The sequence below is a fragment of the bacterium genome, from assembly GCA_030647555.1.
Classification (GTDB): Bacteria; Patescibacteriota; Andersenbacteria; order UBA10190; family CAIZMI01; genus CAIZMI01.
Genome location: JAUSJG010000030.1, coordinates 43,708 through 55,785, shown reverse-complemented (window position 1 = coordinate 55,785; position 12,078 = coordinate 43,708). Strand labels below are relative to the sequence as shown.

General features: G+C 44.9%; 11 protein-coding genes and 4 tRNA genes. 9 read left to right on the top strand and 6 right to left on the bottom strand.

The annotated features are described in order from the left end of the window. Positions 1 to 557: 557 nt before the first annotated feature. The 3 genes from Q7S57_06450 to Q7S57_06440 form a co-directional block, all read right to left on the bottom strand. Positions 558 to 1,007 (bottom strand): NUDIX hydrolase, encoded by a 450-nt coding sequence (locus Q7S57_06450; protein MDO8512878.1) that lies wholly within the window; start codon positions 1,005 to 1,007, stop codon positions 558 to 560. Between the two features lie 5 nt (positions 1,008 to 1,012). Further along, a tRNA-Ala gene (locus tag Q7S57_06445) sits at positions 1,013 to 1,088 on the bottom strand. Positions 1,089 to 1,144: 56 nt separating this feature from the next. Beyond that, positions 1,145 to 1,218, bottom strand: a tRNA-Ala gene (locus tag Q7S57_06440). Between the two features lie 393 nt (positions 1,219 to 1,611). On the opposite strand from Q7S57_06440, the gene Q7S57_06435 reads away from it, so the two are divergent. From Q7S57_06435 to Q7S57_06425, 3 genes are all read left to right on the top strand, one after another. Continuing rightward, positions 1,612 to 2,316 carry a hypothetical protein gene (locus Q7S57_06435; GenBank protein ID MDO8512877.1) on the top strand — a complete coding sequence of 235 codons (705 nt, stop codon included), beginning with the start codon at positions 1,612 to 1,614 and terminating at the stop codon, positions 2,314 to 2,316. 79 nt (positions 2,317 to 2,395) lie between these two features. Further along, positions 2,396 to 2,467: transfer RNA gene (locus tag Q7S57_06430), tRNA-Ala, on the top strand. Between the two features lie 142 nt (positions 2,468 to 2,609). After that, positions 2,610 to 2,681 (top strand) — tRNA-Pro (locus tag Q7S57_06425). 90 nt (positions 2,682 to 2,771) lie between these two features. Here the strand turns inward: Q7S57_06425 and Q7S57_06420 are convergent. Further along, entirely contained in the window at positions 2,772 to 3,170 is a 399-nt protein-coding gene (locus tag Q7S57_06420) for a response regulator (protein ID MDO8512876.1), read from the bottom strand. Between the two features lie 36 nt (positions 3,171 to 3,206). After that, positions 3,207 to 4,775 carry a PAS domain-containing sensor histidine kinase gene (locus Q7S57_06415; protein ID MDO8512875.1) on the bottom strand — a complete coding sequence of 523 codons (1,569 nt, stop codon included), beginning with the start codon at positions 4,773 to 4,775 and terminating at the stop codon, positions 3,207 to 3,209. A gap of 105 nt (positions 4,776 to 4,880) precedes the next feature. Between Q7S57_06415 and Q7S57_06410 the strand changes: the two genes are divergently transcribed. Together Q7S57_06410 and Q7S57_06405 are read left to right on the top strand one after the other, a co-directional pair. After that, positions 4,881 to 5,375 (top strand): DUF192 domain-containing protein, encoded by a 495-nt coding sequence (locus Q7S57_06410; protein MDO8512874.1) that lies wholly within the window; start codon positions 4,881 to 4,883, stop codon positions 5,373 to 5,375. A gap of 1 nt (position 5,376) precedes the next feature. Beyond that, the gene (locus tag Q7S57_06405; GenBank protein ID MDO8512873.1) at positions 5,377 to 6,741 is read left to right on the top strand and encodes an O-antigen ligase family protein; all 1,365 of its coding nucleotides are present in this window, start codon (positions 5,377 to 5,379) and stop codon (positions 6,739 to 6,741) included. Between the two features lie 6 nt (positions 6,742 to 6,747). Here the strand turns inward: Q7S57_06405 and Q7S57_06400 are convergent, their stop codons facing one another. After that, complete coding sequence (locus Q7S57_06400) at positions 6,748 to 6,915, bottom strand: hypothetical protein (protein ID MDO8512872.1); 168 nt, start codon at positions 6,913 to 6,915, stop codon at positions 6,748 to 6,750. A 62-nt stretch (positions 6,916 to 6,977) separates the two neighbouring features. Here Q7S57_06400 and Q7S57_06395 point away from each other — a divergent pair, with 62 nt between their 5' ends. The 4 genes from Q7S57_06395 to Q7S57_06380 all read left to right on the top strand — a co-directional run bounded on the left by Q7S57_06395 (position 6,978) and on the right by Q7S57_06380 (position 12,028). After that, on the top strand, positions 6,978 to 7,346 hold the full coding sequence (locus tag Q7S57_06395) for a YraN family protein (protein MDO8512871.1): 369 nt from the start codon (positions 6,978 to 6,980) through the stop codon (positions 7,344 to 7,346). 144 nt (positions 7,347 to 7,490) lie between these two features. Next, entirely contained in the window at positions 7,491 to 8,408 is a 918-nt protein-coding gene (locus Q7S57_06390; protein MDO8512870.1) for a hypothetical protein, read from the top strand. A 267-nt stretch (positions 8,409 to 8,675) separates the two neighbouring features. Then, positions 8,676 to 9,866, top strand: coding sequence for a transcription termination factor NusA (gene nusA / locus Q7S57_06385; protein ID MDO8512869.1), 1,191 nt, complete (start codon positions 8,676 to 8,678; stop codon positions 9,864 to 9,866). Positions 9,867 to 9,961: 95 nt separating this feature from the next. Next, positions 9,962 to 12,028 carry a sodium-translocating pyrophosphatase gene (locus tag Q7S57_06380; GenBank protein ID MDO8512868.1) on the top strand — a complete coding sequence of 689 codons (2,067 nt, stop codon included), beginning with the start codon at positions 9,962 to 9,964 and terminating at the stop codon, positions 12,026 to 12,028. The last annotated feature ends 50 nt before the right edge of the window (positions 12,029 to 12,078 follow it).

The following is a 12,078-nucleotide window of genomic DNA, read 5'->3' as shown; positions in this document are numbered from 1 at the left end:
TCCATCTTATGTCCACTACATCTCTGACTACAATTACTACTCAATCACAAAATCTCTCACCGTACTTACAGTACGCCTCTAAATTTTGTTCAATCATAGTAACAGTATTCAGAGCGTATTGAACAGAATATGGACAGGTTATTTACGTCAGTCGCCATAGGATATCGGCATCATGGTATTCGATCGAAACCACCAACTACGTCGGCAGTTTTTTGATTTGTAAACCAAAACGAACGGCTCCTGCGTCCGCGCCATTACGCTCCCTTAGGCCTCGTCCGTAAATAAATTCCCCAAGATTATACTCAATGCGCTTTAAATGTAAGTACTTTGATTGAGTAAAACCTTGAGGCGTACTAGCAGTACGGTGAAAGGTTTTACGATTGAGAAGTGCTTGCAGTTAAAGATGCAGTGAGTATAATCTTGGGGAATTTATTTACGGACGAGGCCTTACCCTTATTGTGCGCAATAATCCGCTTTTTCACATCCGTGGAAATTCCAACATAATAATTCCCCGTCTTTTGCGCTTGCGCGATATAGAGATACCAGGACATATCAAGTTATTTTCCCCTTCGTAAACCGAGCAAATAATTCACTATCATTTGCTTGGCAACCGGATTAAAGCCACTGTACTTTTCTTCCGAAATATAATCATCAATCGAAACCCATCTCCACTCCGAAAATTTTTCCGGTTCCATGAGTTTCGCTTCCTGACCAGTTTCACAATGGAAAATTAAAACCACGTCGCCTTCTTTAGCTCCAGGTACTTCTCCAATAAAATCAACAATTTCAAATTCAGAAATACCGACTTCTTCCGCAACCTCGCGTCGCAATGTTTGTTCAATAATTTCACCCTTATCAGATCTACCACCAGGAATAGTCCAAACAGAAATAACTTTCCATTTGTCTTTTGTGTAATGCCGATGACCAACAAGAATTTTGTCACCTTTAATCATGATGGCTACCGCGCAAAGAATACCGTCACCGGGCCTGTCTAGTATTTCACGCATGATTTTGGTGGACCGTGGCGGATTCGAACCGCCGACCTCTACAATGCGAATGTAGCGCTCTGCCAGCTGAGCTAACGGCCCTGGTAATTAATCAATTATATAATGAAATGCTAGGATTCGCCCGCTATTTCAGCGGGCGCTCGCTGCGATAGCGAGCGAACCCTTGACCTCGGCAATGCGAATGCCGCGCTCTGCCAGCTGAGCTACGAGCCCTAATATTTGATCATGATACAAACATGCTTTTGAAAATAGCAATTTGGATTCGTCCAGTACCACGTAGGGTACTGGACGCGAGCTGGCACCCTCTCGAACATTCACAGAATGTTCTCGGGGAACCCGCCGCTCCCCACATGGTGCTCCGGCGAACCGCCGACCTCTACAATGCGAATGTAGCGCTCTACGGTGAAATAATGTTCCGGCGGAGCCGGCTCATCCCACCGAAGGATTGCCCCGATTCGGCAACTCATTGCCGACAATCCTACTGGCTGAGCTAACGGCCCCTACGTCTGTACGCCTATTTTTACTTATTATTTGAATTTCTGCAATATGGATTTTTCTCATAAACGATATTGCACATGGAATAGGCGCGGAGTATAATTACAACATGACAGAAAAAGAAATGGCGCAGAAACTAAGAGCACAAGGAAAAACTTTTGGTGATATTCAAGAAGCTCTTGGGCGAAAAATTCCAAAAGGTACACTTTCTTATTGGTTAAAAGACGTAAAACTTCCTCCAGCTTACATGAAAGCTTACAAGGAAAATATGTTAAAAAGTCTGGCGCGTGGCAGGGTAAATTCGTTGGCTTATAGTAGGAAAAAACAAGAAGACAGAATGGCTGCAATTCAACAAACATGTGAGGATTTTTTACATGACCCGGATCCTCAAATATATAAAATCGCACTTTCATTTCTATATCTTGGAGAGGGTTATAAATGGGCAGGACACCGAGGTCTTCAGTTGGGAAGTTCCTCTCCAGAATTAATGGGACTGTATGTACTGCTACTTGAAAAATGCTACGGTATCAGTCGTGATGTTCTTCACGCATCAATGAGTTATAGGGCTGATCAGAATCTTCATAAATTGCATAAATATTGGTCTAAGACACTGGGTATTCCAATTAAAAACTTTTGCCAGTCTAAACCTGATCCTCGCACAATTGGTAAACCGACATTAAAAAAGGATTATCACGGCGTATGTATCATCGGTTGCGCCGGAACCGATAAACAACTAGAGTTAGAAACACTTCCCAAAGTACTATTAGAAAAATTAGGGCCTGTAGCTTCCCACTCCGCTCAATCTCTTGATTGAGCTTCGCGGGACAAGCAGTGGTAAATATCTCCATTGCCTGCCCAGCGAAGCTCTGGCTAGCAAGACAGAGCGAAGTTGGGGGCCTGTAGCTTAGAGGAAAAGCGTTAGTATGGCATACTAAAGACCGCGGGTTCGAGTCCCGCCAGGTCCACATAAAAAATTTCGGGGCGTAGCGCAGTGGTAGCGCGCATCGTTCGGGACGATGAGGCCGCAGGTTTCCGCCAGCAGGCGGACCCGCCGATGTGGCGGGCAAATCAAAAAATTAGTAAAAATTGAGGTGTTGAATTGTTCGTCGGGGCGTAGCGCAGTGGTAGCGCGCATCGTTCGGGACGATGAGGCCGCAGGTTCAAATCCTGTCGCCCCGACGGACAATTTAACAGGCGCATCGTTTCGCCCAGCACAATAAATGTACTGGGCAAAGGACGATGAAGCCAAATCCTGTCGCCCCGACTTTATTATGATATCCGAGTAAGCCCCTCTCGCACCATCTTCACCACATCGCTTAGTTTGTAATCAGATTTTACCACATAATACACAGGTTCATTTTCCACGATTGCTTTAATAATTCTTTCCTCATCCGCGGACAAATTGGTTAAAAGAATGATCGGAACTTTCCTTCCGTATTCGTTTTTTTTGCGCAGTTGGTCCATCATTGTGAGACCATCCATTATCGGCATGAGGATATCGAGTAAAATAAGATCGGGCTTTTCAACAAGCGCAAGCTCTAAGCCATCTCTGCCATTCGTTGCCGTAAGCGTGACAAATCCTTCATCAGTTAGCTCCTCCGCATATACTTTGCTAATTGCCGGCTCATCCTCAACAAGTAGAATTTTCATCTTTTTATCTTCGGTCATAATGTAGGTGACGTTATTATAACGCAATATACTTTTTTAGCCAATAAGCCCTTTTTTGCCATCCTTTGCTCTCATTCCGGCAATTGGGATGGCCACATAAAACTCCGACCCTTTATTTACACGCGAAGTGAACCAGATCAATCCGCTGGATTGTTCAAGAATGGATTTTGCGATATAGAGCCCAAGGCCTGTTCCGTCGCTGCTTTTTTCTCTGGCATTATCCGCTCTGAAAAATTTAGTGAACAATTTGTTCTGGTCTTTTTGCGGAATTCCGTAGCCGGTATCGGCCACGATGACCACAAAATAGTCCTCTTCCAAAAGCTTCTCTCCCAGAAATTGTCCCTTATTCATCACCTTGCATTCGACTCGTATCTCGCCTCCCTCCGCCGTATAGTGGATGGCGTTTGTGACAATGTTATTCATTACCATGCGGAACAGAGATTCGTCGAGCATGAGCAGAATCTGTTTTTCGGGAGGAATTATTTTCAGTTTCAATTGTTTTTTATCAACAGCGTACTTCAATTCGTCCAAAATACTCTGCACAGTGGCGTAGGCATCTTTCTCCTTTGCTTGAATAGTAAACGCGCCAAGCTCGATTCGCGAGACATTTAAAAGCGCGTTAATTAGGTCAATCATCCGCTGGTTTGAAAAGTGAATATAATTGAGATATTCTTTCTGTTTTTCCGTGAATGTCCCCATTTTGCCGCCAAGCAACCTTTCGACGACCAACTTGATTGCTGTTGGCGGCGTTTTTAGCTGATGAGAGGCGAGAGAAATGAATTCGCTTTTTGCTTTGTCAATTTCTTTTTCTTGCGTGATGTCGCGAAAAACCTCAATTGCTCCGATAAACTTATTCCCCAGCTTTACCGGGGCGACGGTTACGGCTACCGGAAACCTGGTCTTGTCTTTGCGCACGTAATAATAAAAACCGGATGCAGTCATTGTTTCGGGATTAATCTTTTCTTTTTCTTCTTCCGCGGTAGCGATAGAAATGGAAATGGTAGCGTGTTTTTTGATCGTTTTAGTGATTAAGCGTTCCGACGAAGAGATAACCTTACCGTTTTCGTCGACCATAGGAATAACTTTGTCCAAAAACTTCCCCATTACTTCTTTTTTCTTCCAGCCCAAAATATTCTCAAACGCCTTATTCACCAGCAGAATCCGTTCGTTTTTATCCGTTACCACCAAACCGTCGCCGATACTCACCAGCATCGCTTCGTTTTTCACTCTAATCTGTTCCAGATCTTCGGCCGTCACCGCCAGCTTGCGTCTGACACTTTCTTTTTCCTTGGCGGTCAAGGCGAGCAGTTTGGCTTTGAGACGAAGTTTCTCGGCCGTCACCGCCAGCTCGCGTCTGACGCTTTCTTTTTCCTTGGCGGTCAAGGCGAGCAGTTTGGCTTTGAGACGAAGTTTCTCGGCCTTCACCGCCAACTTGCGTCTGACGCTTTCCTTTTCCTTGGCGGTCGCGACACGCGTTTTGGCTTTGAGACGAAGTTTCTCGGCCTTCACCGCCAGCTTGCGTCTGACACTTTCTTTTTCCTTGGCCAAAACTTTGAGTTTGAATGCCTGATCATCGGTTGCGGAAAGATTTTTCATTTTATTCATAGCAAATGAAGTCTAGCATTTTGGGTTTAGAAAATCCATGATTTTAACCCAAAAAAGATGAAGATATTTAATAATTTGTGCAGGCCATTGTGATATATTAAACAAATGGATAAAAAACTAATTATATTTTTCTTGCTTTTACTAATTGTTATCAGTTCGGTGATGCTGATTAGTTTCAAACCCTATCGGGCGAAACAACCAATAACAGTTCCCCTTCAAACAAACGCCACAAAATTCAAAACCCTCACGATCAGCGATAAGTCACTACGGGTCGAATATGCTTCAACACTCGCCGAATGGTCGAAAGGTCTTTCCAATCGCATTTCGCTTGAAAAAGATAACGGCATGATTTTTGTCTTCCCAACAGCGCAAATTCAGAATTTTTGGATGAAGGACACAATAATCCCATTAGATATAATTTGGGTAGCCAATCATAAAGTGGTTGGCTTTGACCATATGTTTCCTGAACTAGATACGCCAATTGAGCAATTAAAGCACTTTTATTCCCCTTCTGCAGTTGATGTAGTTATTGAAACTAATCTTAACTGGACGATATCGAATAATATTAAAATAGGTGATGTCGTGACATACTCAAACTAAAATGAACAAATTTTCTAGTTTCATAAATAATGTCAATAATAAAATCGCCCTGTTTTGTTTATTTATCGCAACCTCCTTCCTACCGTTCCGTCACGTAATGAATTTCGCCGATGCCAGTCGAGCCGGATGGTTTTCGGAACTACTCGCTATTTCCATCTATACAGCCGATTTCTTTTTTCTTTTTGTTTTATTTGCCGAACGAAAGCATTTTTTCAGGCATTCTAAACAAAACTACCTTTTGTTTGGCGCTATTTTAGTCTTCCTAATTGCTGAAACCCTTCGTAACCCAATTACTTCACTGGGAATCTACTCTCTAGTCCGCATCATTCAATTTTTAGTGCTGGTCTATTTATTCTCCAAGTTCCTTCGCGAACAAAAAACAAGACTTTATGTTTCCGCAACACTTGTAGGAATTGGCATGTTCGAATCATTGTTGGGGTTTTTCCAGGTAATCGTCGGCCATTCGTTCGGTTTGTACTTTCTTGCGGAACAAACTTTGTCGACTGGCATGGCTGGCGTTGCAAAAGTTGATCTCAACAACGGCGAAAAACTTTTACGTGCCTACGGAACAATGCCACATCCCAACATTCTTGGTGGTTTTTTGGTGTTAAGTATTTGTGCCGGGCTCTATTTATTTTATAAATATCCATCAAAACGCCGTATTTCGGGAATCTCAATCATTATTATGCTCGCCGGCGCGACCCTGACATTCTCAAGATCGGCGTTATTTTCGATATTTTTATTAATTTTCATCTTGTTTTGGCAATTTCGTCTCTGGAATTATTTTCTTTACAGGCGCACCATTTTTTATACAATTTTTATCATTATTGGCATATTGATGATAATTTCACCGCTTCGAACCGCCATTTGGCACCGAATCTCACCCCCGACATCGGATTTGTTTTTTTCGGACCGAATTATATTAAACGAATTCGGCACGAAAATTTTTATGTCCGACCCACTTTTTGGAATTGGGTTGGGAAATTATTTTAACAGTTTAACTAGACGAGCTCCCTTTGGAACTGGCCTAAAAAATTGGCAATATGATTATCCACACAACACATTAATCCTGGTCATGACGGACCTGGGGATTTTTGGAACAATTGTAATATTGTATTTTATATATAAAACTCTAAAACCCGTCCATAATTCTACTAACGCATTATTAGTAACACTGCTTATAATCTCGCCACTTATTTTGCTCGATCATTATCTTTGGACTAATCAGGCGGGGCGCGTGATGCTTGTTATATTTCTAACCCTGATTCCGGCAATTCTGTCAAAACATCCTGACACAACCCTCCGCGAGGAACGAAATAATGTTCCTACCGTTCCTACCCGTAAGAATAATCAATCAAATCTCTAGCAACCACTACGCTCCGCCGTAGATTTTTGCTACAAATACGTTTACAAAACGCTCCGAAAAACCGTATTTTACATTGGCCATAAACATCCCAAACAAAACAACCATGAACACCAAAGCCACGAAGGCTGAAATTTTAATATCTCTTATATAGCGACCAGTTGATATATTTGTCATATAATTAAGAATATATCGATTCAAAAGAGAAATCAAGAGACTATTTATATGATAATTAAACTATGGCAATTCCACATCTTGGCATCACAGGTAAAAAAGGAGAAGATTTGGCGCGCGAATATTTGGAAGGCATCGGTCTCAAGTTTATTGAAGCCAATGCTCGCGTTCCGGGTGGGGAACTCGACCTTGTAATGCATGATTCGGAAAAAAACGAATATGTTTTTGTAGAAGTTAAGACGCGGACGAATACCAAATTCGGTGAACCCATAGCGTCTATAACCCCAAATAAACAGCATATACTGAAACGCAGTATATTAATGTATATGCAAAATTTCCCGTGGCAAACGCAATATCGACTGGATTTAGTAGCAATTATGCTGACAACGGGAGAATCAAAGATTGAACATTTAAAGTACATCACACTGACATAATAAGTTGATGTGTGCTATCAACGAGAGTACAAAAAATTGACATAAACGTTGCCCAGTAGTAAATTCACCAGTTCCTTCACAATTTAGGGTTACCAACGTGGTAATCCATGCTTCAGTCGCGAAATAGAATTAAAGGAAATGGCCATGACGACGACAAAACTCACTGCAGAAGAACTCAAGGCTTTGATGATCAGAGACACGTATCTGCGACGAGGCAACTTAGACAAAGCCCTCGACTGCAACCCAAAAAACCAACCCATTCCAGCCGACTTATTGGTAATGTGCGGGAATGCGGCGGCGAAAATTGGAAGGCTTGATGATGCAATAGAAGCTTACAAAAAGGCAAACGCCCTCGAAAAGCTTCTTGATTTGGGAAAAATTTGCGCAGTAGGCATTGCCGGACCGGAAAATTACGAACGACATCAACTCGCCCGCATATGCTTTGGTGTCTGTAATGCCACAGACCAGCAGTTATCGCTTGGCAGGAAATACCTTCTGTATCTCAAAGCATTAAACATTTCCTCGGATTGCTCAAGATACTTCGGATTGGCCTATAGCCTACTCGCCTCCGCAAAGACATACGCGGAACAAGAACAAGTGGAGTTGGGTGATGTTTCCCGAAGGTTTCTGCAATTTGAGACGGCGATTAATTGCTACATGGATGCAAAAGCCATCGCCAAACTCAACGAACTGGGAAACGGGTTGCTTGAGATGCAAAATGATAACGGCGATACAATGCCCACGCAATACGCGCTCTATTGCTTTAAGGCATCGGGAAACCATGAGAAAGCACTTGAGTGCGCTGACTGGTTTGTGCGCCGCGGCAAAAATACGCGTACCGCACACCAGATTCGAATCGGCCTTGATGTTTATAAGGAACTTGCCGTCACACTTCCGGAGGCGCTTGTTCTTGAGGTTCTGGATGCACTGGCCGACGATGGCGACACCAGAATCTTTAAACAGGTCGCAGGGATGTTTGCCGACCATCGAATCAATGAACAGCAAAGGAAGCCAGCAAAGACGGCTCGTCCGCGTCGTCCGCGAACAAAGAAAAGGGATTAAGAAACCCGAAGAACCACCCGACACTACCCAGTGTCGGTTTTTTTGTTGCATCATTCATAAATCATTATTCAATATCTAAAATTCACCCAATCTTAAGCAATTCCTAAATTTGACAAGTAATATAATTTCGATTAATCTATCCACAGTACCGCCTGTTCATTACAAGCGGTTATTCGTGGGACGCGAAGATTGCTTCCACCCTTCGCTAAAGCATCGGGTGGCAGGCGCTTCGCTCACAAAGACTTAGACAATTAAATAACAATCCATATGCCATCACAAGACGAGTTCGCCGCGGCAATCACGCAGATTGCGGAAGAAAAGGGAATTGATCCCAATAAAGTCATCGAAACTATCGCCGCTGCTATTGCGGCCGCTTTTCGACGCGATTACGGAAAGCGTGGTCAAGATATTCGCGCCACGTTCGACGTGAAAACCGGCAGAGCGCGAATTTTTAGAGTTATGACGGTTGTCGAACCCACAACGGTAGTGGAAGGCGAAGAACCGAAAATTCTCAATCCTGACGCAGAATTTACAGTCACAGAGGCCTCCGAACAAAAGGCGGACGCCAAAGTTGGCGATGAAATCTCTACGGAAGTGACACCAACCGATCCCAATTACGGTCGCATTGCCGCGCAAACCGCCAAGCAGGTTATTATCCAACGTATTCGCGAAGCGGAACGCTCCGCCACTTTCGAAGCCTTTAAGGGCAAAGAAGGTGAAATCATCAACGGCACGATTCAGCGGATTGAAAACAATAATATCTTCGTTGACTTGGGCCGTGCCACGGGTGTTTTGTTTCCTTCAGAGCAAGTTCCCACCGAACACTATCGCATCAACCAGCGCGTGAAGGTTTACCTCGTAAAAGTGGAATTAACCTCGCGAGGTACGGATATTATTTTGTCTCGCGCCCATCCCGGTATGATGAAGAAATTGTTTGAACTGGAAGTGCCGGAAGTTTACAGTGGCATCGTGGAAATCAAGGCGGTCGCGCGTGAAGCGGGCCAACGCTCAAAAGTGGCGGTCCTTTCCAAACAAGACGGTGTGGATGCGGTTGGTTCGTGTATCGGCCAACGCGGAACACGTATTCAAACAGTAATTTCCGAATTATCCGGTGAGAAAATTGATATTATTCAATGGGATGACGATTTCGCAAAGTTTATCGTCCAAGCTTTATCGCCCGCAAAAATTGTGAGAGTAGACTTGCAAAACGACGAACACAAAGCGGTGGTTCACGTTAACGAAGATCAATTAAGTTTGGCGATCGGTAAGCGTGGCCAGAATGTCCGCTTGGCCGCCAAATTGACGGGGTGGAGAATTGATATCGTGAAATCCGGAGAAGAAGCGGTCGTGATGGAAGACGCCAGCGCGACGCCCGACGAAGAAATAAAGTCCGAGGAAATTTCTGCTAATGAGGCAACTGTGAAGCCGGCAGAAGAGCTGAAGAAGAATGATGAATAACGAATGAAGAATGATGAATGTACGCGCGTTATCATCATTCATATATCATAAATCATTATTCAAAAGCTTAATAATTAATTTTTAAGAATATTGTTATGCAGAGAATCGATATATTCATTTCAGGGGTGGGGATATTGGCACTCGTCTATGCCTGGATGCTGTGGTCCCAAATTTTCAAGCAGGGAACCGGCACGGACACGATGCGCAAAGTCGCCGACGCGATTAAAGAAGGCTCAAACGCCTTTTTGAAGCGCCAATATAAGACAATTGTAATCTTTGTGGCGGTGGTGGCGGTCGTTATTTATCTCGCACACGGCCTAACCGGTGGCACAAACGGCTGGACAGCGGGTGCGCAAGTGGCCGGCGCCTTCATCATTGGTGCTTTTCTCTCCGCCCTGGCAGGCGCAATCAGTATGGTTGTCGCCACCCGTGCCAACATTCGCACAGCGGATGCCGCTGGTTCCGGATTGAATCACGCTCTCCTTACAGCGCTTAAAGCAGGGGCGGTTTCCGGTATTACCATCGTCGCCCTCTCGCTTCTGGGAGTGATGTCACTCTATTTGATCTATCAAAACATCTTCCACATCGCCGTGGCACAAATTCCCGGCCTGATTGTGGGTTATGGTTTTGGCGCGAGCTTTGTGGCTTTATTTGCCCAGCTCGGTGGTGGCATTTATACCAAGGCCGCTGACGTGGGAGCAGATTTGGTTGGAAAAGTGGAAGCAGGCATTCCGGAAGATGATCCACGTAACCCAGCCGTTATCGCCGACTTAGTCGGAGACAACGTTGGTGACTGCGCCGGTCGCGGTGCCGATTTGTTCGAGAGTATTTCTGCTGAAAGCATCGGCGCGATGGTCCTGGGTGTCGCCCTTTACCCAATTTTTGGCGTCAAAGGTATTTTGTTTCCTCTCGTTTTACATGCTTTTGGACTATTGGCAACAATTATCGGACTTTGGTTTGTAAAAGCCAAAGAGGGTGAAAACCCCATGAAGGCTCTCACGCGTGGTTATTGGGTAACAACTATTTTGGCAATCATCGCCTTGTTCTTCACAACCCGTATGATGCTAGTGGCGCCCGGTTACAACACCACGCCATTCTTCTGGGCCGGATTTATCGGCATTCTTACCGCGCTTGCTTTCGTTTACATCACCGATTACTACACCGGCAAACAATATCGCCCGGTAAAATCGATTGCCGAATCTTCCCTCACCGGTCACGGCACAAACGTCATCACCGGAATGTCGGTTGGTATGGAAAGCACAGCACTACCGGTAATTGTGGTTGCCGGAGCACTGTTGAGCTCCTACGCGCTAGGTAATAGCACGGGAATTCCAATGGGCGGATTATACGGCACAGCGGTGGCCACTATCGGAATGCTGGCCACGGTTGGCTATATCTTGGCCATGGATATGTTTGGCCCGATCACCGATAACGCCGGTGGAATCGTGGAAATGAGCAATGCTCCGGAAGCGACACGTGAAGTAACAGATGAATTAGACGCGACGGGCAACACCACCAAGGCAATCACAAAAGGCTACGCCGTTGGTTCTGCCGCCTTAGCCGCTTTTCTACTTTTCTCGGCTTATCTTGAACAAGCCAAAATTACCTCTGTTGATATGGCCAAAGTGCCGGTTTTCGTCGGCGCCCTGATCGGTGGAATGGTGGTATTTCTCTTTTCTTCTCTCGCTATTCGCGCGGTTGGTAAAGCAGCCGGCGTAATCGTTGAGGAAGTTCGCCGTCAATTCAAGGCCAAACCCGGCATTATGGCCGGAACAGACAAACCGGATTACGCCGCAGCCGTTGATATCGCGACCGTGAGCGCCCTTCGTCACATGATTGCCCCGGGCATCCTGGCAATTACTGCTCCAATTTTGGTCGGCTACTTCCTGCGCGCCGAAGCGGCGGCCGGATTCGTGATGGTTGGTACAATTGTTGGCGTCTTAATGGCGATTATGCTCAATAACGCCGGTGGCGCTTGGGACAATGCCAAGAAATTCATCGAAAAAGGCAACTTCGGTGGCAAAAAGAGCTTTGCTCATCAAGCTGCCGTCACGGGCGATACAGTAGGCGACCCCTTCAAAGACACTGCCGGGCCGTCATTGCACGTGTTGATCAAACTTTTCAGCACACTCACATTAGCATTAGCGTCATTGTTTATCTAAACCGTCATTAGGAATTTTCCTTTCGCAGGAGAATCCCTAATGTTCAGAAT

Excerpts from the sequence above, each read along its gene's own strand:
- Q7S57_06450 (MDO8512878.1), bottom strand. The coding sequence starts at position 1,007 with ATGCGTGAAATACTAGACAGGCCCGGTGACGGTATTCTTTGCGCGGTA.
- nusA (MDO8512869.1), top strand. The coding sequence starts at position 8,676 with ATGCCATCACAAGACGAGTTCGCCGCGGCAATCACGCAGATTGCGGAA.
- Q7S57_06410 (MDO8512874.1), top strand. The coding sequence starts at position 4,881 with ATGGATAAAAAACTAATTATATTTTTCTTGCTTTTACTAATTGTTATC.
- Q7S57_06415 (MDO8512875.1), bottom strand. The coding sequence starts at position 4,775 with ATGAATAAAATGAAAAATCTTTCCGCAACCGATGATCAGGCATTCAAA.
- Q7S57_06380 (MDO8512868.1), top strand. The coding sequence starts at position 9,962 with ATGCAGAGAATCGATATATTCATTTCAGGGGTGGGGATATTGGCACTC.
- Q7S57_06395 (MDO8512871.1), top strand. The coding sequence starts at position 6,978 with ATGGCAATTCCACATCTTGGCATCACAGGTAAAAAAGGAGAAGATTTG.
- Q7S57_06420 (MDO8512876.1), bottom strand. The coding sequence starts at position 3,170 with ATGACCGAAGATAAAAAGATGAAAATTCTACTTGTTGAGGATGAGCCG.
- Q7S57_06405 (MDO8512873.1), top strand. The coding sequence starts at position 5,377 with ATGAACAAATTTTCTAGTTTCATAAATAATGTCAATAATAAAATCGCC.
- Q7S57_06400 (MDO8512872.1), bottom strand. The coding sequence starts at position 6,915 with ATGACAAATATATCAACTGGTCGCTATATAAGAGATATTAAAATTTCA.
- Q7S57_06390 (MDO8512870.1), top strand. The coding sequence starts at position 7,491 with ATGACGACGACAAAACTCACTGCAGAAGAACTCAAGGCTTTGATGATC.
- Q7S57_06435 (MDO8512877.1), top strand. The coding sequence starts at position 1,612 with ATGACAGAAAAAGAAATGGCGCAGAAACTAAGAGCACAAGGAAAAACT.